Source organism: Lacipirellula parvula (genome assembly GCF_009177095.1).
Classification (GTDB): Bacteria; Planctomycetota; Planctomycetia; order Pirellulales; family Lacipirellulaceae; genus Lacipirellula; species Lacipirellula parvula.
Window position 1 is genome coordinate 598,659 of sequence record NZ_AP021861.1, and the last position, 22,812, is coordinate 621,470.

At 62.6% G+C, this 22,812-nt stretch carries 14 protein-coding genes; 10 read left to right on the forward strand and 4 right to left on the reverse strand.

Going from position 1 to position 22,812, the window contains the following annotated elements:
- The first annotated feature begins 252 nt into the window (after positions 1–252).
- From PLANPX_RS02270 to PLANPX_RS02280, 3 genes are all read left to right on the forward strand, one after another.
- A complete protein-coding gene (locus PLANPX_RS02270; RefSeq protein ID WP_152097156.1) occupies positions 253–1,917 on the forward strand; it encodes an arylsulfatase in 1,665 nt (554 codons plus the stop codon).
- 47 nt (positions 1,918–1,964) lie between these two features.
- Positions 1,965–3,218: a dockerin type I domain-containing protein gene (locus PLANPX_RS02275; protein ID WP_152097157.1), complete on the forward strand. Its 1,254-nt coding sequence runs from the start codon at positions 1,965–1,967 to the stop codon at positions 3,216–3,218.
- Positions 3,219–3,320: 102 nt separating this feature from the next.
- On the forward strand, positions 3,321–4,202 hold the full coding sequence (locus PLANPX_RS02280; protein ID WP_152097158.1) for a hydroxypyruvate isomerase family protein: 882 nt from the start codon (positions 3,321–3,323) through the stop codon (positions 4,200–4,202).
- 445 nt (positions 4,203–4,647) lie between these two features.
- On the opposite strand, the gene PLANPX_RS02285 is transcribed toward PLANPX_RS02280, so the two are convergent.
- The 3 genes from PLANPX_RS02285 to PLANPX_RS02295 all read right to left on the reverse strand — a co-directional run bounded on the left by PLANPX_RS02285 (position 4,648) and on the right by PLANPX_RS02295 (position 10,274).
- On the reverse strand, positions 4,648–5,346 hold the full coding sequence (locus PLANPX_RS02285; protein ID WP_152097159.1) for a hypothetical protein: 699 nt from the start codon (positions 5,344–5,346) through the stop codon (positions 4,648–4,650).
- A gap of 30 nt (positions 5,347–5,376) precedes the next feature.
- A complete protein-coding gene (locus PLANPX_RS02290; protein WP_152097160.1) occupies positions 5,377–6,084 on the reverse strand; it encodes a YndJ family transporter in 708 nt (235 codons plus the stop codon).
- 698 nt (positions 6,085–6,782) lie between these two features.
- Complete coding sequence (locus PLANPX_RS02295) at positions 6,783–10,274, reverse strand: choice-of-anchor Q domain-containing protein (protein WP_152097161.1); 3,492 nt, start codon at positions 10,272–10,274, stop codon at positions 6,783–6,785.
- A 711-nt stretch (positions 10,275–10,985) separates the two neighbouring features.
- Between PLANPX_RS02295 and PLANPX_RS02300 the strand changes: the two genes are divergently transcribed.
- The 4 genes from PLANPX_RS02300 (at position 10,986) to PLANPX_RS02315 (ending at position 19,811) form a co-directional block, all read left to right on the forward strand.
- Positions 10,986–11,372 (forward strand): DUF1801 domain-containing protein, encoded by a 387-nt coding sequence (locus PLANPX_RS02300; RefSeq protein WP_152097162.1) that lies wholly within the window; start codon positions 10,986–10,988, stop codon positions 11,370–11,372.
- Between the two features lie 264 nt (positions 11,373–11,636).
- The gene (locus tag PLANPX_RS02305; protein WP_172991814.1) at positions 11,637–17,078 is read left to right on the forward strand and encodes an FG-GAP repeat domain-containing protein; all 5,442 of its coding nucleotides are present in this window, start codon (positions 11,637–11,639) and stop codon (positions 17,076–17,078) included.
- A gap of 253 nt (positions 17,079–17,331) precedes the next feature.
- Positions 17,332–18,495, forward strand: a complete 1,164-nt coding sequence (locus PLANPX_RS02310; RefSeq protein WP_152097164.1) for a Gfo/Idh/MocA family protein — start codon at positions 17,332–17,334, stop codon at positions 18,493–18,495.
- 164 nt (positions 18,496–18,659) lie between these two features.
- Complete coding sequence (locus PLANPX_RS02315) at positions 18,660–19,811, forward strand: Gfo/Idh/MocA family protein (RefSeq protein ID WP_152097165.1); 1,152 nt, start codon at positions 18,660–18,662, stop codon at positions 19,809–19,811.
- Between the two features lie 104 nt (positions 19,812–19,915).
- Here the strand turns inward: PLANPX_RS02315 and mutY are convergent, their stop codons facing one another.
- Complete coding sequence (gene mutY / locus PLANPX_RS02320; RefSeq protein WP_152097166.1) at positions 19,916–21,028, reverse strand: A/G-specific adenine glycosylase; 1,113 nt, start codon at positions 21,026–21,028, stop codon at positions 19,916–19,918.
- 456 nt (positions 21,029–21,484) lie between these two features.
- On the opposite strand from mutY, the gene PLANPX_RS02325 reads away from it, so the two are divergent.
- The 3 genes from PLANPX_RS02325 to PLANPX_RS02335 all read left to right on the forward strand — a co-directional run bounded on the left by PLANPX_RS02325 (position 21,485) and on the right by PLANPX_RS02335 (position 22,758).
- The gene (locus tag PLANPX_RS02325) at positions 21,485–21,682 is read left to right on the forward strand and encodes a cold-shock protein (RefSeq protein ID WP_152097167.1); all 198 of its coding nucleotides are present in this window, start codon (positions 21,485–21,487) and stop codon (positions 21,680–21,682) included.
- Positions 21,683–21,775: 93 nt separating this feature from the next.
- A complete protein-coding gene (locus tag PLANPX_RS02330) occupies positions 21,776–21,994 on the forward strand; it encodes a hypothetical protein (RefSeq protein WP_152097168.1) in 219 nt (72 codons plus the stop codon).
- A gap of 32 nt (positions 21,995–22,026) precedes the next feature.
- Entirely contained in the window at positions 22,027–22,758 is a 732-nt protein-coding gene (locus tag PLANPX_RS02335; protein WP_152097169.1) for a hypothetical protein, read from the forward strand.
- Positions 22,759–22,812: the final 54 nt, after the last annotated feature.

A 22,812-nucleotide genomic window follows, 5' to 3' on the forward strand; every position in this document is an offset into this window, starting at 1 on the left:
CGATCCGCGGTCCGACGCGATCCACTGAGTTGAGAGGCGACGTCGATCGGGGCGTAGCGGCGGCCAAGCGATCATTGCCCCAAGCGACAGTCGCATTGTAATTAATCCTGAGAGACAAGTCGTTAGAGCAGTTAGTTCAGGGAATCGGCAGGATTGCCGTGGTTTTCGGCACGAGCTCGACCGCCCACTCGCTGCCAGATTTCGGTACAATCGAGAGATCAACTCCCGCCCCAGCACCCTGCCAGCGCTTCTATGTTGCTCCCTCGCCCGCTCGTCATTGTTTGCTTGCTGCTGGGAGTCGCGCCCGCGGCGACTGCCGCCGAGGCCCGCCGACCCAACATCCTCTTCATCCTGGCGGACGATCTCGGCTATTCCGACCTCGGTTGCTACGGCGGCGAAATCGAGACGCCCAATCTCGACGCGCTCGCGGCTCGCGGCCTGCGTTTCACGCAGTTCTACAACACGGCCCGCTGCTGGCCGTCGCGGGCGGCGTTCCTCACTGGCTACTACGCCCAGCAGGTCCATCGCGACGACCTTCCCAAGCTCGGCGGCGGCAACGACGGTACGCGGCAGAAGTGGGCCCGCCTGCTGCCCGACTTCTTGAAACCGCTCGGCTACCGCAGCTACCACAGCGGCAAGTGGCACGTCGACGGCAGCCCGCTCGCCGGTGGGTTCGACCATTCGTTCATGATGCAGAACCAGGGCAACTTCTTCACCGCTCGCGGCAACTTCGTCGACGACGTGGCCGTGACGCCCGACGCCGATGAGTCGGGCTACTACGCCACGACCGAGACTGCCGATTACGCAATCGATTGGCTGAAGGACCACGCGAAGAACCACCCCAATCAGCCGTTCTTCGAGTACGTCGCGTTTATCGCGCCCCACTTTCCGCTCCATGCGTTGCCGGAAGACATCGCCCGCTATCGCGATCGGTATCTTGAAGGCTGGGAGCGGATGCGGGCCGAGCGCTACGAACACCAGCAAGCGATGAAGCTACTCGATACGCCCCTCTCGCCGGTGGAACACGATCTCGGCCCGCCGTACGATTTCCCAAATGTCCTCGAAGGTTTTGGCCCCGGCGAAGTCAATCGCCCGCTGCCATGGGACGACCTCACCGACGAGCAGCGCCGCTTTCAAGCGACGAAGATGGCGATCCACGCCGCGATGGTCGATCGCATGGATCGCGAGATCGGCCGTATCATCGATCAACTGAAGGCGATGGGCGCCTACGACGATACGATCATCATGTTCGCCGCCGACAACGGTGCGAGCGCCGAGCTGATGATTCGCAACGGCGGTCACGATAAGACCGCTGAGCCGGGCAGCGAAGCGACCTATCTTTGCCTCGGCCCAGGGTTCTCGAACGCCTGCAACACGCCGTTCCGCCGGCACAAGGTTTGGGTGCATGAAGGCGGCATCAGCACGCCGCTGATCGTTCACTGGCCGAAGGGGATCGCTGCGCAAGGCGAACTCCGCCGCACGCCCGCGCACCTCATCGACATCGTGCCGACGCTGCTCGATGTGCTCGACGCCGAGAAGCCGACTGAATGGAACGGCAAGCCGATCCCCCCTGCCCCGGGCCGCAGCCTGCTGCCGGCGTTCGCGGCCGACGTGCCGATCGAACGCGATTCGCTCTGGTGGTCGCACAACGGGCACCGCGCCGTTCGTCAGGGCGATTGGAAGCTCGTCGCCGCTCGGGGCGAGCCGTGGGAACTGTACGACATGCGGACCGATCGCGCGGAGTCGAACAACCTCGCAGCGCAGCAACCGGAACGGGTGCAGGAACTCGAAACGCTCTGGAACAAACAGCAGGACGAAATGATCGACCTCGCGAAGCAAACGCCGAAGTTGGGGCGAACGGGCGCTAAGCAGAAGAAAGCGAAGCGCCAACAGCCTCGTTCGCAGCCGGCGCCGTGATCTCCCGGTATCTCCCCGCCTTAAAATCGAATCGTTTGAGAACTCCAGTGCTTTCCCGCCGTTTTGATTTGCTCGCACTCGCGTTGGTAGCGCTGAGCGTGCTGCCGACGTCGCTGCTGCAAGCCGCCGACGTGCTCGTCGCCGACCGCCTCTCGAACAGCGTCTATCGCTACAGCGAAACCGGCACGCTGCTCAACACAGTCGTCACCGACAACGCGAACATCAACCAAGCGACCGGCCTCAGCCTCTCGCCAGACTTGCAGCATCTGTATGTCTCAAGTTTCAATAACGCCCGTGTGATGCGTTACGACTACAACGTCGCCACCGGCACGGCGACGGGCGGCGTCATCTTCGCGGACATGGCCGACGGCCTCGCGAACCCGAGCCAGATTCTGTTCAGCCCAGACGCGCAGACGATCTACGTTTCCAACCTCGGCGGCACGGGCGTCGCGCGGTTCCACCTCGACGGCACGAGCGCCGGCGATCCGATCGCGTTCGCCTCGCCTGCCGGCATGGAGCACTTTCAATTCTCCGGCCTCGCCTTAGCCCCCAACGGCAACCTGTTGGTCGGTTCGTTCCAAAACTTTCCGGCCGGCACGCATGGCGCCATCGGCGTCGTCGCGCCGCCCGCGGCGACGATGAACTATCTCGTCAGTCCCACCACCGTGCTCAACGGCGCCTCGGGGCTGCTAGTGCACGACAATCATCTCTATGTCACCGGCATGTTCGCCGGCACGATTCGGCGATTCAATCTTAGCGATGGCGCCATCGACCCCACGTTTGCCGTCAACAATCTCGCGTTCCCGCAGGGACTGATGCTCGCCCCCGACGGCAACGGCTTCCTGGCCGGCATCCTCGGCGTGTCGAACGGCGCGGGGCACATCGCTCATTACGATTTCAACGGCGCGCTCGTTGGCGACGGCGTCTTCGCGATGACGGGCGGCGGCGGTTTTACCGAAGGGACCGCGTTCGTCACCGTGGCCAATCCGACGGTCGAGCCGATTCCTGGCGACTTCAACGGCGACCAATTGGTGAACGCCGCCGACCTCGGCATTTGGCGGACGAACTTCGGCAACTCCAGCGGCAGCGCCACCGTCGCGATGGGCGACGCCGACGGCAACGGCCGCGTCGACGGCGCCGATTTTTTGGCGTGGCAGCGGCACTTTACGCCGGCGGCCGCAGCACCGCTGTCGCAGGCGGTTCCCGAGCCGCACGCGGCGGTTCTCGCTTTGTTCGCAGGCCTTGGTTTCCTGCACCGTCGGCGATTGGCCATAGGCAGGCTTTTCGCGATTGTTGCTTGATGCGAGCGCATCGGCGAGAATCGTAGCTACTCATCAGCGTAAGTTCAGCATCTTCTCGCGTCACTCCTCTCATTCGCTCAGCGCAGCGTAAGGAATCTCGGCATGGCCCAAGCGGAACATTGGAATCGTCGGACTGCAGCGAAGGCGGCCGGTGCGGCCATCGTCGGAGCCGTCGGCGCGTCGCTCGCCAGCAGCGAATCGCGCGGCGCCGAAGCGGCCACGACTCCGAAAGGAAACGTAAAACAGTCGCTCTGCCGCTGGTGCTACAACGGCATCCCGCTGGAGAAGCTTGCCGCCGCGGCGAAAGGCATGAGCTATCAATCGATCGAACTCCTCACGCCTGCGGAGGTCCCCGTCGTCCAACAGGCGGGCCTCACCTGCGCGATGCTCAGCGGCGCCGACGCGATCAACCGCGGCTTCAATCGGAAAGAGCATCACGACCAACTCGAAAAGGACCTCGGCGAGCATATCGAGTTCGCTGCGAAAAATGGCCTACCGAACGTGATCTGCTTTTCTGGCAACCGCAACGGCATGTCGGAGGAGGAAGGCCTCGACAACTGCACCGCAGGCCTCAAGCGGATCGTCGGCCTCGCCGAGAAGAATAACGTCACCATTTGCATGGAACTCCTCAACAGCCGCGTCGACCACGGCGACTACATGTGCGACCGCACGCCGTGGGGCGTTGAACTCGCCAAGCGGGTCGGCTCGCCGCGGTTTAAGCTGCTGTATGACATCTACCACATGCAGATCATGGAGGGAGACGTCATCCGCACGATCCGTGACAATAAGGACTACATTGGCCATTATCACACCGGCGGCAACCCGGGCCGACATGAGATCGACGAAACACAGGAGCTGAACTATCCGGCGATCATGCAGGCGATCGTCGCCACCGGTTACGAAGGCTACGTCGGCCAGGAGTTCATTCCGGCTCGCGATCCGCTGACGTCGCTGGCCGAAGGGTTTAAAGTTTGCGACGTGTAGGTCGCGCTGCGGGTTTTTTAGCCCCGGCTTCGCCCGGCGGCAGGCGTGAAGTAAGGACGACGATCCTCGGCATGGTGCGCGACCCCCGGGCGGAGCCCGGGGCTAGGAGTCGCGTCGCTTCCAAGTCGTGAAGCGATTTTAGGCGACATTAAGGGTTTTCTCTAAGTGCTTGTCGGCGTTGGCGTTGCGGTGATGTCGCGTTGATGTCGTGTCGCATTGGCGACAGGTGGGGCGGATCTCGAGACACGAGAAGGCCGGTTCCTGCTTGCACGCGCGCCGCCGGTTCTGCTTGGCGTGGGTTTTCAAAGAGCGCACGGCTCCCGCCGAGACGGAGTGCCGTACCTCTGAACCTAGCTGATGAGACCTGGTTTGGCAGCAGGTGATTTTCGGCCACTCGTTGAAAGTGGGCGGGCGATGGAAACACAGCGGCGAGTTAGGCAGTTCCTCATTGGGGAACGATGCCGCTCCGCCCGGCCCACTCGCCATGTTCCGCAATCGCTCGAAAGCGGAGCGTCGTGAACTGGAAGTGAAAATCCTTGCGGTTGCGTTCGGCCATCGCCGCGGCGTGGCGGCCGGCGTCGAGCAAGGAGCCGCGGCCGTGAACCATCTCGGTCATCTCCCGCTGGGAGCGCCACACCGAAAATGTGCTGAAGGTGCGCGGGGGGCGGAACGCCGCCAGCGCTAAGGTCGCGCCGGGGTGGTCGCGCACGAGCTTCTCCACCGGTTTGCCCCACCGAATGAAGCGAGCAAGCTGCGGAAGTTTTAGTCGGGCGAGCGTCACCGTCACGACGGGCTGCGCGGGGTCGGCGTCCGCGATGTTCGCCGGCAACTCGCCAAGCTCCGCGAATCGACCCCATTGGCGGAGGAAACTGAGACGGACGTGCCAACCCGCCGCGAGCGTGCGACCGAGCTTCGTCTCCGCCAGGAACGCATCGAGCGCGGCTTCGCTCTCCCATGAGGCAAAAACGGCGAGGCTCCGCAGTTGCATCCGCGCCGGCGAGAGGATGGGCGAGCCGAGCGTCATCGCCGCCATGCACTCGGCATGACGCAGGCCGGCGACGCTGCGATTCGTGAGGGGGCGGCACATGGCGCCCGCCGTCGTCGCCGGCGTCGTCCTCGCGAGATGGAAGCTGAAGATTTGCATGCTGGAACAACGCGAAAAGAGCGCGAAGCGTTACGCTTGGGGCGCCCGCGGGGCGATGGTTTGAATGGGTGAGTGCGACGGCGGACGGCCGCAGGCGAAGGCGACGAACGCGAGTCCAACGTGGCCGACGGCGTTCACGATGCCATGGTAGTAAACCATTTGCGACATCTGAAGAATCGGGCGACCCCAAGCCCAAGCTAGCGCGAGCGCCATCGTCGCCAGGGGGACGGCGAGCGCCAGCACGAGCAGCAGCCACGGGCCGCGGGCGATGCGACCGGGCCGCCCGAGGACGACGGCGCCCCACTGCGTCGCAAAGATCAGCGCGTAGCTCGCCGCCCCCGCCTCATCGCAGTAGCGGAAACCAAGGATGCCGGCAGCCGTCACCAGGTACGCGAGCGGATGCGCTATGAGCAGAAGCCGCAGGGTTTTCAATGCGTGTCGATTGGAAACGACGCGACACGAGAGAGCGGTGACGGTGAGCGCGCCAAAGCCCGCAAACGCAAAATGGGCGGCGGTGATCCATGTCCACGGCGCGCTGAACCCGAGCAGCGTCGATTCGCTGAGAAACGCTCCGAGCCAGACCAAGCTGCCGACGAGGAAGACCCAGGCGGCGGCGAGTGCGAATTCTTCGGGCAGACGCTGCGGTCGCGCGAAGGCTCGCTTCACCAGAACGACGCCCGCAGAAATCGCCAGCAGACACGGCGCCGCGAGGATGGCAATGGCGGTGGCGTAGGTCATGACTGGCGGCGCGGATTCTTGTGTTCTTGGCGGTTGGCGAGCCGCGACGCGGGCGGCCTCAGTCTAGACCGCCAAACCTGCTCGAACTTAACCGAGCGGGGGTGAATTGTAGCGCACGTGCTTTTGGGCGATCCTTGGGGCCGTCGGCGATGCCGAGTTGGCCGGATCGAGGAGCGTTACTGCTGAGGGCGGTCGTGTACCGGCTACAGAGCAGGCAGGAGGCCAGTGAAGCCCGGCGGACGTTTGGGAGCATGTCTGGGGCGGGAAGGCTCTCGCCGGGGCGCGGTGGCCCAGAGGATTTTTGGGATAGCCGCGGGAGGCTGTGGTGTGGAGGCGTGGCCAGCGTCGCGCTAGGATCGATCGAACAAAGCGTTCTGCTGATAGGCAACTTGGCCAGGCTCGCCGCTAATATCGGCCATCCGCGTCTCTGTCTTCCAGGCTGCTTGCAAGGCGATCGGGTGGCATGCCGTGGCGGCACTTCACACTGGCGACACGCCACTGGCACACGGAGTTAGCTTGCCAGTGCCACCCGCCGAAAGTTTTCAAAGAGCGGGCGGGTTCCGTCGAGGTGGAATGCCGTCTCTTTGAACCGACCAGGCAATTCCGCGCTTGGCATGCAGTCGATTTTCGGCCACCCGATGAGAAAGATACGCCCCGCCGCGGAAGCCGCGGCGGGGCGTATCGCTAGAAATTAGCGGCTACGAATAGTATTCGCCAGTCCGTAACTCGACGGCTCCGATATCAACTAATTCATCAATCGAAAATGGATTGATGCGATCGGATCCACGCTGATCGAATACGATATCGAAATCGTCGATGAAGCTGTTGTCGCCGTGATCTATGACTTCGCTATCGTAGTACGGCACGTGGGTCTTCGTCGGCCCGCCATTGTCGGCTAGCGGTGCAAGCCGAGCGTTTCTCGCCGAGACGGTGCCGCGAATGTTATCGTACGGCGAGGCGGACGAAAAGTAGTTGTTTGAGTCGAGTCCGATGAAGTTGTGAGAGCTTGTGCCAATGATCGACGCGCCAGTTCCGGTGTCGACAAGGACATCTCTCGGGGCGTTATCGTTCAGTCGATTGCCGGCGATAATCGTGTTGTGAATCAGAACGTCGGCAGACCCAGAGACTCTCAGCCCGCCTGGAAGCAGCGTACCTCCATATGAAGTCTCGTAGAAGGTCAGATTGTTATAGATAGTGCTCTGAATAATCTCATTAACGCCGGAACCGAGAGTAACGATGCCACCTGCCTCATAGCCTTGATTGCCGGAGATGGTGCTGTTTAGTACAGTGAGATCGCCCGCGCCTTGAAACCAAATGCCGCCTGAGTAAACGCTGCCTGAGTTGTTGCTGATGGTGCTGTTAATAACTGTTAAGTCGGCGCCGTCAGCGAATACAGCGCCATACCATCCGCCATTTCCGTCGAGCGTGCTATTCACAATCGAGAGTGAACCGCCATCGGCCCAAATGCCGCCGACGGAATCAATGCCCTGATTGTCGAGTAAGCGAACGTCATCTAGTGAGACGTCCGAGGATGTTGCGTAAATACCCCCGACGTAGCTGAGGGAGTTATCGTAGCCATCCGAGATAGTGACGCCGCGAACATTCACCGTCGATGACGAAATTGACAGCACAGCGCTGTTGCCATTCGCGCTGATCACCAGGTCGCTTGCGCCGGGACCGGCGATATCCACGTTCGAAGTAATCGCCAGCGGCGACGAGAGTGTGATGGTGTCATCGGTCCAGCCAGTTTGATCGAAAGTGATCACCTCGTCGCCAGCGAGCGCCGCGGATAGGGCGAGCGCCTCACGCAACCTTAGCGAATCAGTCGTCGCTAACTGGTCGACGGAGTCATTGCGATCGCCATCGCTGCGGACGATCAGCGTCGTGCCGGTGCTGGCCTCGTAAGCGCCGATGTCGCGGAAGCCGTCGGCGTCGGGGTACGTGCCGTCGGGCAGATCGTACTTGCCCGTGAAGCCGAGACCGCGCTGATCGTAGGTTGTCGCATAATCCTCACTTCCCTTATCGATCGCCGGGCTAGTGGTCTTTAAGGCGTGCGTCTTCGTCTTACCGCCGTAGTCGCCGAGCGGGGCCAAGCCGGCGGTGTTTGGACTGCTTAGTATGATGTTGCCGTTCGTGTTGCCCAGGCCGCCGGCTCCCCCGCTGCCGATGAGGTTGTAGGTACTGTTTGTTAAGTCGACTGAGCCCACGATATCCAGTTTGGTGCTGGTTGTGCGAGCCGTGTTCTCTGAGATGATCGTGTTGTGGAGAACCGGGTCCGACGTGTTGTTAAGGCGATGGAGACCGCCGCTATCGTTGCCGCGGTTGTAAGCAATCGTCGAGTTGGTGATCGTCGTGGGAGCGAGATTGTTCTGGAGCCGAATGCCGCCGCTGTAGAGCGCCTCATTTCCCGAGAAGGTGCTATTGACGATCTCCACGGTGCCGGTGGCGCTGCCGGCGATGGCGAGTCCCCCTCCCTCGGAGTAGGTTGACGTTGCGATGCCGAGCGCAATATTGTTGGAGATCGTGCTGCCTTCGATCTTCAGCAGTTCGTCCACGACGTTAGCGTAGATGCCGGAGCCGTAGGACGCGTGATTGTCGTCAATTGTGCTGTTGATCACCTGTAGACGCGAGTAAGTCGTCGAGCGAATTCCGCCGCCCGCGCCGTTGGCGGTCGTCGTGTTACCTGAAACGACGACCGAGTTGAGGGTGAGATCGCCGTTGTTCAGGATGCCGCCGCCGGCGGAGACGTTGCCGCCGCCAGTGATGGTGAGGCCGCTGATGGTTGCCTCGACTCCGGAGTCGACGGAGAAGACGCGGCTGGAGCCGCCGCCATTGATCGTTAACTTGTCCGCACCGCTGCCTTTAATAGCCACTTCATCAGCGATAACAAGTGGCGTTCCCGCTAAGGCAATATTACCGATGCCCGGTGCAAAGAGGATTGTGTCGTCATCGCCCACAGAAGCGTCTGACATCGCAAGCGCCTCACGCAAAGTCAGATTGCCATATGTCTTGTCGGCGTCGACGGTGTCGCCCTCAGAGGATACCACGAATGTTTTGCCCACTGGGTAATCGGCAGCAGCGTTAGACCATAAGGCTAAGTCGTCCTCGTCAACATCACCATCGTGATCTAAGTCGCCGTCTGGGCCAATCACAGGGGGCGTAGATCCAATGCCAGGTCCCCTGCCAAGGTTGTCGATCAGTATCTTCAGGTCGTCCTCGTCAACTTTGCCGTCTTGATTGAGGTCGTTGCAGTCTGGGGTGTCTGGGCTGCCGCTCACAATTCCCCATGCTGCGCTTACTTGAGCCCAGTTCGCATTCGCCGAGCCATCCCCCGCGCTATACGCATATGTTGAACCACCGCTGGTGGCGGACATTGATACCGTCGCTCCTTCTGAAATGGGAACGACGAAGTGCACGAATATATTAAACCCTCCAGTCGGGTTCGCTACTTCTACATAGTTCAGTTCAGGATAACCGGGAACCTTTACCGTTTTGTGCCAGTGAGGGCCGGGGATTATCTCACCAGTAAACGAGTCTTCCCACTTATATTCGCCTCCAACACTGGCGGTTGTGTCGTCGACTGTTATGGAAGCATATGCGCTATACTCGGTAATTGCGGTCGTCTCTGAATCCGCCGTAGTGACTCCGTAAGTCGCAACGAGGATGAAGCCATGAAACCATTGAGCGGTAATGCCATCGTCAACATCATCGAACTCAAAGATGGCTCCAGACTCAGCACTCGCCCCAGAGCCTCCTCCGCCCATAAATGCTGGGGGGCTGTCGAGTTCATAGCTCAGTAAGTGCGCAGACGCGTTGTTCACAAATGGAACGAACGTAGTGCCGCCGACATATGTCGGCGTTTGAGACACAGACTGCCCTACTCCGTGAATGTCAGCGCCATCGATGTTAAGATTGGCGGTGTGGGCGGACTTGGCTATCAGCTCGTCCGCGTCAGTTGGTACGCCTCCTTGGATTGCTGTGACATATCCCAATTCTTCGTGGCTAGTCGCGCCACTCGAGCTAGCGTCAGTGATGTTTCCAAACCCCCCTGTTCGGACGAATGCTCCAATAGCACCGACGTCGAACACGCGGCGATCTTCAAGCGCTTCGACGCCGTTAAGTCTTTTCGAACTCGCCGGACGTACGCGCTTGTTTCGGCTGAGAGCCCTGCGAAGCCCCAGCTTTGCCATCGTCCGGTCCCAAGAGCTAGGAAGTCTGCGCATTGGTAGCCTCTCATCCTATGGTTGCTGGAAGACGCAAGTTCCGTGCGGCGCATGGAAGAGATCAACCGAAAACCACGAGATCGTGGGCAGTTGAGCGGGCGTCGCTTCGCCGGTTGTATCGTAAATGACTATTCAAATCAACAATTGTCACGCAATAGTCGAGAAGAAAATCTCGATAAAAACTTGTGCGTGTTCAGCGTCGTTTTCCTAGCTTGCCGCGCCGCGTTCGCGGGCGTTGATTCATGTGACATCGCTGTTAATGGAATGCGGTTAGGCGCATGCGTAGCGATGCGTGCTGCGCTGTCGTTGCATGCAGCTCAGCGCGCTGCTTGCCTTATATTGCGATTTCTTAATGTCGTTGGCGCGTTGACAACGCCGCGCGTCGTGTCGCCGATACGAGCAAGTCGAACTCCGTGCTGGTCGGCGCTCGCCGCAGCATGTCGACGCTTCGCGGCAACATGCCACCCAGTGCGGTTCTTCTCTGTGGCGTCGCTGGATGCTCGTCGCTCTGTTTCGGCCGGCATCAGGTTGATGCTGGGCAGCGTCGACGCCAGTGCCTACCCTACGGGCTGCGTCGATTCGAGCAGGCGCACAGAGTGGCGGCAGTATTTGAGATGGATGCCGACCCCCGGGCGGAGCACGGGGCTAGAGGGCGTGTGAGTTCATGGGAGTCGAGGCATGAAAAAGTCAACCGCTGCCGTGACTCCCGACGCGTATGTGGCCGCGCTCAGCGGCTGGCGCCGGGAACTCGTCGAGCAGTTTCGCTCCGGCGTCCTCGCGACAGCGAAGCTAGAAGAGGTGATCAAGTGGCGCCACCTCGTCTACTTCTCAAGCGGTCCGGTACTGCTCATTCGCGCGGAAGAGTCTCGCGTCCTCTTCGGTTTCTGGCGCGGGCAACGACTGCGGGAGATCGAGCCGCGGCTCAAGGCCGGCGGGAAGTACGAGATGGCGACGCTTGAGCTTCGTGAAGGAATGGCAATTGACGATAAAGTCGTGCGGCGGCTCACGCGCGCGGCGGTAAAGCTGAATCGAGAGTTGGGGGATCCGACGAAGGTTGGGGAGTGAGTAGCAAGTGGGCAGCGGACAGACGGGCGGGTTTTGGGCCTGTTTGGGGAATTTGCTGTCGTTGCCGGGAACGGTTAAATTGGATTGGCGTCGTTTGCTTTCCTCACCGGAAGTCGAGACGACGTTCGACTTTGCGGTCGATTGCGGCGGTGTGTCTCATCTGCTTTCACCAATGCCGGCGTTACCTTTTCTATGCCACGTCGTTCTGCTCCTCGACGAGTCGACTCGCGGCGCCCTGCGGCACGCGGGTTGCGATTTGAAGCGTTGGAATCTCGCGAACTGTTGGCGGCCGACTTTGGCGATGCGGCTGTGGCGGCCGGCCAGTATGCGACGGCTGCTCACGAGGCCGTGGGGCCGCGGTTGGGGGAGCTGCGCGATGCGAATCCGTATGCGCACAATCAGCTCTCGACCGGCGATCCGGCCGATGAGGATGGGGTCGTGTTCGGCGTGTGGCGGGCCGGGGCCGCGGCGGTCGTGACGGTGAACGTGCAGAACGCTCTGGCGGGGGCGAAGCTGAGCGCGTGGATCGATTTCAATCGCGACGTCGACTTCGCCGATGCGGGCGAGCTGGTGATCAACAACGCCGCGGTCGTCGCTGGTGACAACAAGTTCACCTTCAACATTCCGGCGGGGATCGTCGGCGGCGACAATTGCATTCGCTTCCGGCTGAGCACCGCCGGCAACTTGGGCCCTGCCGGCTCGGCGCTCGATGGCGAGGTCGAGGATTATCTGATTCCTGTCGCGGACGCCGGGAGCGGGTTGTTCGGCGGGCAGCGGGTGATCGCCTACGACGACGCCGAGGAGATTGTGGTCGTCGATCTCGACGGTGACGGGACGGTCGACGTGCTGAACGGCAATCTCCAGTGGCGGAGCAATGTGCAGGGCCAGTTTGGGCCGCTGCGGACGACGGGCGTCACGGCGTCGTCGTACGGGATGCTGGCTGCGGCCGACGTCGACGGCGATGGCGACATGGATTTCTTCGCAGACTACGGGGGCGCCGTCTGGTACGAGAACAACGGGAGCGAGACGTTCACGCGTCGCATGATCGACAACGCTCTCAGCCCGCAGGGGATGACGCCCGTCGATCTGGATGGCGACGGCGACATTGACCTAGTGACTGCGACGAGCGGGTCGTTCGTCGCCTGGTACCTGAACAACGGCGCCGGGGCGTTCACGAAAGGGATCGTCGCCGCTTCGCTGGGATTGATCTCGCACGTGGCGGCGGGCGACGTCGACGGCGATGGCGACGTCGACATACTGGCCGGGTCAAGCTCGGCGATTGGTTGGTTGGAGAACGACGGTGCGCAGCACTTTACGGTGCGCACCATCGGGACGCCTGCGGCGAATCTCACCGACTTGGCGCTCGGTGATTTCGACGATGACGGCGATCTCGACGCGATGGCTGCATGCACCTCGCCGAAGAGTCTCGTGCTGTATCAGCGCGGCGGGGACGGGACGTTCACTGCGGCGAACGTCGATGCGACCGCCTGGGGGGCGGCGTCGATCGACGTGGCCGATCTCGATGGCGACGGCGATCTCGACGTTGCCGCTGCGGGACTCAATCGCGTCGCCTGGTACGAGAACGACGGAACGGCGGCGTTTACCCGGCGGATCGTGAGCGGTGCGCCGGGCCAGCATCGCAATGTGACCGCGGCCGACGTCAACGGCGACGGGCGGCTCGATCTCGTCACGGCGGGGGGATTTGTGACGCCGCTCGCGTGGTACGAGCAGCTGACCGACATTCCATACGACTACGGCGACGCCCCGCGGCCGTATCGCGTGTATGCCCAGGACCAGGGGCCGCGACATGTGGCGACGGGCCCGCAGCTGGGCGCCACGCGCGACGCCGAAGCGGACGGGGCCCACGCGCCGGCTGGAGCGGAGGCCGAGGACGACGGCGTCGTCTTCGGGACGTTGACGCTCAACGCAGCGACCGGCACGGCGACGGTAATCGTGCAGAACGCGCCGGCGGGGGCAAAACTTGATGCGTGGATCGACTTCGACGGCGACGGAGCATGGGGGCTCGCGGGCGAGCAGATCGCTCAGGGGCTCGCGGTGGTCGAAGGAGACAACGCGCTGACGTTCGTCATTCCGCAGTGGGCGGTCGCGGGCGCCACGTACGCGCGCTTCCGGCTGAGCACGGCCGGCGGGCTGGGGCCGCTGGGGATGGCGCTCGACGGCGAGGTGGAGGATCATGCGGTCGTCATCGGGCCGCGCGCCGCTGCGACGGGGTTGTTCGGCGACCCGCGAACGGTGATCTCGTCTACGGATACCACCGGCTCCGCGTTTATGGCGACGGCCGACGTCGACGGCGATGGCGACGTCGACGTGGTGGCGAAGGCGGGCGTGGGCTTCGCCTGGTACGAGAACCAGGGCGCTAGCGGATTCGTGGCGCATACGGTGACGGCACCCTCGCCGGCGATCAGACTTGGCGGTGAAGATATTGCCGTTGGAGATTTAGACAACGACGGCGACGTCGACTTCGTCGGCTACGGCAGCGTTATCGCGTCCAGCTTGCGAGGCGCACTGATTTGGGCTGAAAATGACGGCAACCAGAACTTCACGATCCGGACCTGGCTGTTGCCGACCGGCGTCGCGAGCGAGCATTTTGTCTCCATGACGATCGTCGACCTCGACGCCGATGGCGACATGGACCTGCTCACGACGGCGCTGGGGGCGGGCGTTTACGTTTTCGTCAACGACGGTGCTCAGGATTTCGCGCCAACCTTCATTGGGCGTTTGGGGAGCCTTGCCACCAGCGTTGTCGCCGCCGATATGGATCATGACGGCGATCTCGACGTCGTGGCGGGCGGCATTGGCGGCGTCATCAGCGGCTCGCCGCCTGCCATTCACGACGTTGGTTGGTTTCAAAATAACGGCGGTTTGAGTTTCGCGTGGCACGGGATCTTGCTGCAGCCGACGTCTGTGTCGAGAAGCGGCGCCATTGAGAGCGTCGCCGTCGGCGATATCGACGGCGACGGCGACCTCGACGTCGTGTCCGCAGGGGCGTCCGACTCTGCTTCCTCTACCACTTCCCCGACATTGTGGTGGCACGAGCAGACGGCCGACCAAACGTTCGTCTCGCGTACCATCAGCTTTGAAAGAGCCTACCGCTGGGCTACGCTTGCCGATTTCGACGGTGACGGCGATCTCGACGTCGTTGCCAGCGGTTACGCCAGCTACCAGGTAGGCGACAAGTCGCGGCTCGACTACTACGAGAATCTGGGCAACAAAAGTTTCGCGTATCGCGCGCTGGCCCAGCCGGTCGGCCTCGGGTGGAGCAACGCGGCTGCCGACATGGACGGTGACGGCGATCTCGACGTCGTCGGTCTGGGGATTCTCGATCCGTCCGGCGTCGTGTGGCTGGAGAACAAGAACCTCGTCGAACCCGACTACGGCGACGCCCCGGCGAATTACCCGACCGCGCGGGCCGATAGCGGCGCGGTGCATAACGGCGGCGGACCGCGATTGGGGGCGAGTCGCACCAGCGAACCAGACGGCATTCCTGCCGCTGGGGCCGACGCCGATGCGGGAGACGACGGCGTCGTGTTCGCGACGCTGCAGGCGGGGCAGGCGTTGGGTAGCGTCACGGTGAACGTGCAGAACGCCCCCGCGGGCGCTCGGCTCGATGCGTGGATCGATTTCAACGGCGACGGGGCGTGGGGAGGCGCCGGCGAGCAGATTCTGGCGTCGCGCTCGGTCGTGGAAGGCGACAACGTCTTTAGTTTCAACGTGCCGGGGAGTCTCACGGCGGACTCGGTCGTCGCTCGCTTCCGAATTAGCGCCGCGGGCGGCTTGCGCCCCGGCGGAGCGGCGCTCGATGGCGAAGTCGAAGACTACGTCATCCCGGTCGAAGCTCCGGCATTGGCCACCGGCGAGTTCCGCACGGCCACGTGGATCGCGGCGATGGCGAACTCGTTGCGGATTGCGGATATCGACGGCGACGGCGACGGCGATTTTCTAACAGTCGCTCAGAACGATTCGCCGCGGCTCGCGTGGTACGAAAATTTGGGCGACGGAGCGTTCTTGACGCACACGCAGCAGTTGTACGGCGCTCAAGCGCTCGATGCGCGGCCAGTGGATCTCGATCGAGACGGCGACGTCGATTTCGTCGTCTCCCTCTCCACTGGACTCGGCTGGTTCGAGAACGACGGCGCGCAGAATTTCACTTACAGGCAGCCAGCCTCGACGTTTAACTTTCGCGGCGCGTTCGACCTTGCCGACGTCGATGGCGACGGCGATCTGGACGCGATTGGCGTGCGTAGCAACTCGGCGTCGCAGCTCGGCATCTTGTTGAACGACGGACAGCAACGATTCTCGCGGGTGATTTTGCCGACGACGCCCAACTTCGTTCATTCCACGGTTCGCGCCGCCGACGTGGATGGCGACGGCGACCTCGACGCCGTCGTGGGGGTTGACGCCGGAAGCTCGTTCACCGGCGTCGCCTGGTACGAGAACACGGGCGGTCAGTGGCTGTATCGCGAAGTGACGGCTGCTCCCGGCGACTCCGTCATCGGACGAGACGTCGTGCCCATCGACTTCGATCGCGACGGCGACATGGACTTGGTCGCCACGACGATCGCCGGAAGCCGCTTCTCGCTGCAACTGTTCCGGAACCACGGCTCGCAGGGCTTTGTGCGCGAGACGCTCGCAGAGTCCCCGACGAGCTATTCCCCACAGACTGTGTTGGGCGAACGGCTGCACGTCGCCGACATCGACGGCGACGGCGACTACGACGCCGTCGCCAGCACGACGCGCGCGACGCTCATGTTCCGCAACAATGGCGCGGCTGGTTTCGAGCATACCGTCGTGCAAGAGTATTCTCCTTGGTCGCACAACGCCGTGGCGGTCGGTAATCTGGATGGCGATGGTCGATTGGAGATCATCGCGTCCGGGTTCTCCCGGGGGATCTACGGCTTCGACGACGTCCCCTTCGGCGACTACGACCGCAACGGCTCGGTCGATCAGGCCGATCGCGATTTGTACGAGGCGACGCTCGGCCAGCCAGCCGTGCCGCCCGGCTCGGGCGCCGACGGCGACCGCAGTGGCGTGATCGATGCGGCCGATCTCGCGATTTGGGAAGCGAACCAGGGAACTACGGCGCCGCCGCGGGTGCTAGCGGCAGACTTCGACAAGAACGAACAGATCGACGGCGGCGATTTCCTGCTCTGGCAGCGCAGCTACGGCGCCGAGTCGCCCGGGATAGGAACCCTGCCGGCCGACGTCGACTTAAACGGCGTCGTCGACGGCGGCGACCTGACTGTTTGGAAGCGGCATTACGGCGGAGGCTTGTTCCCTGCCGTTGAAGCGACAGTCGCCGCCGTTAGTGCGCCGGTTGCTGCAGCAGCGGCTGTGGAGACATCGCGAACTGATGCGCCGACGGCTGAGTTTGAGGCGACTGCCGTCGAGACTTCCGAGTCGCTGGCGGTCGTGGCGTCGGCGACGTTTGCACTGCCGAAAAACGCCGTCCTCGCACGGCCAGAGGAGCTGAAGCAGCTGACTCGAGAAGCGGAAGATCGCCGGCGCCGTTGGAACGCCGCCGCCCTACGCGACGCCGCGCTGGCGTCGTGGACGCTGCCGCCAACGCTCGTTCGCCCGTTCCACACGACTCTTCACAGCGGCGAAATCACGGCCCGAAGGCTCCAGCCTTTCGTGGCGACGCCAACGTTGGTCGACGAACTGCTGGGCAGCTTGCTCGACGATTAACGGCGTGGCGCTCGGCTTGGTCGCTGCGTCGTCTTCGTTGAAAAGTTGCGTTCTTTTCGCAGCGGCCCGTCGCGGCGGTGCAGATTCCGCCTGCGGGATCGCTTTTTCGTTTTTCCCCTGGCCGTCGGAACCTACCGGCCCGCCGCCCACCTGATAAAATGGCGGCCCCGCCCCTCGCGGCGGTTTGACTGCCTCGTCGTGCGGTTCGACCAGCCCCGTGCTCTCCGTCTTCCAGTGCAAGGATCTTCGTTCGATGGCTCAGAAGAAGCTCAACGTCGCTCTTATCGGTTACAAGTTCATGGGGAAGGCCCACAGCCAGGCGTGGCGGACCGTGGGGCGGTTCTTCGATCTCGACGCCGAGCCGGTGATGAAGGCCGTGTGCGGTCGCGACGAGGCGGCGGTGGCGGAGTTCGCCCGGCGTTGGGGCTGGGAGACCTCTTCGACCGATTGGCGCGAGGTGATCGGCCAGAAGGACGTTGACGTCGTCGATATTTCGACGCCCGGCTACACGCATGACGAGATTGCAATCGCCGCGGCCGAAGCGGGGAAGCATGTCTTCTGCGAGAAGCCGTTGTGCTTTACCGTCGCCCAGGCGAAGGCGATGCTCGCCGCCGTGCGGAAGGCGGGGGTGAAGCATATGGTCAACTTCAACTATCGCCGCTGCCCCGCGGTGGCATTGGCGAAGAAGATGATCGATAGCGGCGCCATCGGCCAGATTCGCCACGCGCGATTCACTTACCTGCAAGACTGGCTCGTCGATCCGCAGTTCCCGATGAACTGGCGGATGCGGGCCGAGGCGGCCGGCAGTGGCGCGCATGGCGACTTGGGCGCCCACTCGATCGACCTCGCCCGCTACCTCGTCGGCGAGATCGGCGAAGTCGTCGGCATGCAGAAGACGTTTGTGACGGAGCGGCCGGCCGAGGGGACTTCGCACGGCATCAGCGCTACCGCCGGCGAAGGGACCGAGAAGGTGACCGTCGACGACGCGTCGGTCTTCTTGGCGAAGTTCACCGGCGGCGCGATCGGCACGTTCGAAGCGACCCGCATGGCGCCGGGCCGGAAGAACTTTAACCGGTTCGAATTGAACGGCAGCAAAGGCACGCTCGTGTGGTGCTTCGAGGATCTCAACTACCTCGACTACTACTCGACGGAAGATCCCGGCGATCGGCAAGGCTTCCGCCGGATCATTGCGACCGAAGGCGTGCACCCGTACGCCGGCGCCTGGTGGCCGCCGGGCCACATGATGGGCTACGACCACACCTTCTCGAACGCCGCGGCCGACCTGGTGCAGTGCATCGCGAACGACAAGTCGTGCAGCCCCTGCTTCCAAGACGGCGCCCAATGCGTGGCGGTGCTCGAGGCGGTCGACAAGTCGATCGACGGCGGCAAGTGGGCGCAGGTGGAAGTGATTAAGTAGGGCAGGATTTTCAGTACCCCTTCGCGCCTTTGCGTGAGATCTAAATCAAGATGGTCTCACGCAAAGGCGCGAAGGCGCAAAGAAGAATGCGGAGATGATTCGTTTCTTTGCATTGGTCGATGGTTAAGAAAGAAGTTCACAACCGAACAATAGGCTCTTCTCTCATGTCAAAAATCAAAGCAGGCATCATCGGCACTGGATTCATTGGCCCGGCTCATATCGAGGCGTTGCGGCGGCTCGGGTTCGTCGAGGTGGCGGCCGTGTCGGAGCGGGATCAGGGGCTCGCCGATCGCAAGGCGGCGGAGCTTTCCATTCCGAAGGCGTACGGCGACTACAAGCAATTGCTCGCCGATCCGGAGATTCAGGTCGTGCACAACTGCACGCCGAACCATCTGCACTTCGGCGTGAACTGCGACATCATCGCGGCCGGCAAGCATGTGATTAGCGAGAAGCCGCTGGCGATGAACTCGACCGAGTCGCGCGAGCTGGTGAACCGCGTCGAGAAGGCGGGGGTGATCAACGCGATCAACTTCAACTATCGCTACATGCCGCTGGTGCAGCAGGCGCGGGCGATGTGCCAGAATCACGACGACGTCGGCCGCGTGCTGGCTGTGCAAGGGAGCTATCTGCAGGATTGGCTCTTCAAGGAAACCGACTGGAACTGGCGGCTCGTGCCGGAGCTATCGGGCGACTCGCGGGCCGTGGCCGACGTGGGAAGCCACTGGTGCGATCTCATTCAGTACGTCACCGGGCTGAAGATCACCCGCGTGATGGCCGACCTCGTGACGCTCCACCCGACGCGGAAGCGGCCGAAGGTCGAGGTCGAGACGTACGCCGGCAAGGTGCTGACGCCGGAGGAAATGGAAGACGTCGAGATCGGCACCGAGGACTACGCGTCGATTCTGCTGGAGTTCGATTCGGGCGCCCACGGCGTGATGACCGTCAACCAGTGCGCGGCAGGGCGGAAGAACCGGCTGTTCTACGAGATCAACGGTTCGAAGTGCGGCCTGTCGTGGGACCAGGAGAAGCCGAATGAACTGTGGATCGGCCATCGCGATCGGCCGAACGAAGTCCTCATGAAGGACCCGAGCCTGCTCTACCCCGAGGCGCGGGAGTACGCCCACTACCCGGGTGGCCACAACGAAGCGTATCCCGACGGGCCGAAGAATTTGTTCCGCAACGTCTACGGGTTCATCGCCGGGAATCGCCAGGGGGGCGACTTCGCGACGTTCCTCGACGGGCACAACGAGATTGCGATCTGCGACGCCGTGCTGAAGAGCGGACGAGCGAAGCAGTGGGTTGACGTTGAGTATTGAGGTTTTGGTTTGATTAGGATCTCACGCAAAGGCGCGAAGACGCAAAGGAATACAATTGAATTGCATTTTTCTTTGCGCCTTCGCGCCTTTGCGTGAGACCTAAATCAACCCTGCTTAGTTATAAGCGTCGCGATTTTGCGAGCAGTCACGCTCAGCGGTAGATCGCCAAGTTCTGCGAGCGGCGTCCAGCGCACCGAGCTCTCGTCCGTCGACTTCACGCGGCCGCCAGTTGCGCGGGCTTCGTAGCATTCGAGCGTGATGCGGTAGCGTGTGACGCCGTGTTTGATTGTCGTGAGGAGCGGCCCCGGCTCGATGTCGACGCCCGTTTGTTCGCGGACGTTGTCGACCAGTTCGCGGCGGACGAACAGCGGGCCTTCGCCGTCGAGGGCGAACCGCGGGAAGTCCCACATCCCCTCCCAGCGTTCCCCCTTGGCTCGCTGTCGCAGTAGCACGCGGCCCGATTTACGGACGACGACGGTCCCTTCGCGGACCGCGGTCACTTTTACTTTGGCGGCGAGCTTCGGGATCTCGTTCTGCAGCCCACCGGCGAACGCGGCGCAGTGGGCAGTGACGGGGCACTCGTCGCAACGCGGGTCGGAGGGTTTGCAAACGAGCGCGCCGAGTTCCATCAGCGCGAGGTTGTACGTGCCGGCGCCGGTGGTCGGCAGCAGCGCTTCGGCGGCGTTCCAAATATGCCGCTGCCCTGCTCCGCCGACGACTTCGTCGCGATAGCCGGTGAGGCGGGCAAGGACCCGCTGCGTATTCGTTTCCACGATCGGCGCCGACACGTCGTACGCGAACGAGGCGACGGCCCCCGCGGTGTACCGGCCGACGCCGGGAAGCGCCATCAGCGACTTCACGTCGCGCGGCAACTGGCCGTCGTGCTCGGCGACGATCACTTTCGCCGCCGCATGCAACCCGCGAGCGCGGCGATAGTAGCCGAGGCCTTCCCACATGCGGAGGACCTGCTGCTCGTCGGCAGCGGCCAAATCGTGCACGGTGGGGAACGCCGCGACGAACACCGTGAACTTCGGGCCCGCCATCGCGACGGTCGTCTGCTGCAGCATGATCTCGCTGAGCCAGATCTGATACGGATCCCGCGTCCGCCGCCACGGCATGTCGCGTTTGTGCTTCCCGAACCAAGCGAGCAGCCGACGGCGGAGCGATTGGCGTTCTTTGGGATCCTTCAGCGTCTCGGCGGTGCAGTCCGTTGCCATCGCCCCAGTTTAGTTGATCTCACGCAAAGGCGCGAAGGCGCAAAGAAGAAGGCAATTAAATTGTATTCCTTTGCGCCTTCGCGCCTTTGCGTGAGATCTTCTTCCCTGATGACTCAGCGAGAGAAAACCAGCTCCGCTAGCCCGCAACTCCGCTGATTTGACCATTCAGTCGATTTAAGGTATCATCAAAGCACTAAAGATAGCGAAGGCGCTGCTAGACGCTTCGCCAAGGCGAATGATTGAAATTTGCCAGCGGCGTTACTTCTCGTAGATCTAGCCCTTCGTCGGGACGACTTCTCCGATAGTCGTTCCGCTTGTTGATCCGCTGTGCGGGTCATTTTGCTCTCTTATGCGAAGGTCGCTCTCAAGACCTTCCATTGCCCGGCCACTTGCTGGTTTGCACGACGGCGCGGCCGTGCGCTCTATCCATATGATGCGTGCTGGAGAAAAGACGAAGTGTCGCAAGGAACGATCAAAAAGTTGACCGACAAGGGTTTTGGATTCATTGAAGGCGAGCGCGGAGACATCTTCTTCCACTCGTCGTCCGTTGCAGGTTCGGGCTACGACAGCCTGTTCGAAGGCCAAGCGGTTTCCTACACCGAAGGCCAAGGACCGAAGGGCAAGCGGGCCGAGAACGTCCAGCCGGTCGCGTAACCGACGAGCGACTGCGGCAGTCGGTTCGTCGACTGCCGCAGCCTCCATTCGATGCGATCGCCGCCGCGCAGCCACTGGAATCCGGAGGTTCTCATGCTTCAGAAATTCGTCGACGAGTCGTGTAAGAAACCCGCTCCGCTCTACTCGACGCCCGCCGGAAAAGAGTGTCCGGTTTGCGGCAAGCGGTCTTACTCGCTGCGAGGAATCCACCCCCAATGCGCCGTCGTGCAGGCAGACGCCCCGCGACAAGCGGCGCTGGCCGCCGCGAAGCGCGAGCTGGCGCAGACGCAAGCGCCTCGCCGGGCCAAGTAGCTCACCGCCGAACGGCGCCTGAAGGATCGAAAATGTCAGTCGAAGAAGTCAACCTAAACGGCTCTGCAGCGTCAGAACGGGCGGAATCGCCGCTCGCGCATTTTCTGACAGCTGCTTGGCGCAATGCGCAACTTTCCATCGATCGGCATCATGAACACTTCGAGGCGTTGGCGGAAATCGACGTGATTTTCAACATCCTCACGGCGTTCAGCGATGAAAGTCGCGAGCGCGTCGCCCGGTCGATGCTGATTCAGACGCACGGGGCGCTGCGAGCCGCGTCGTTGCTCGCGCTCAGCGGACAAGTCGCTGAATCCTATTCGCTGATGCGCACCGCGCTGCGAGCCGCCATGCATGGCGTGTTCATGGCGGGCGACGAGGAGCGGCAACGAATTTGGCTCGCCCGCGTCGATGACGATCGATCAGCCGACTTGAAGCGAACGACGTTCGCCAATGGGCTGATGGTGCGTCACCTGCGTCAGCTCGACGCGGCGACCGCCGGCATCTACGAACGGCTCCACCATCGAACGATCGACCGCGGCCTGCATGCGAACTGCCACGGCGGCGGCAGTGAGAACGACGCCGGCTCGTCGGCGGAGTCTGGCTGCGACGACTTCGCGCTCGACGACGAAGTGCAGCGATCGGCGCTCCGCTCTGTGGCGCAGATCGGAATCTGCACGCTCAGCATGTTTTACTACGTCTACGGCGACCTGTTTCGGAAGCATAAGCTCGACGATCGACTCGCGAAGCTCCGTCACGGCCACTAGTCGTATTAACTCCCGTCGTTTGGCGGGCGTTCAACTCTCAAATCAGCGGACCAA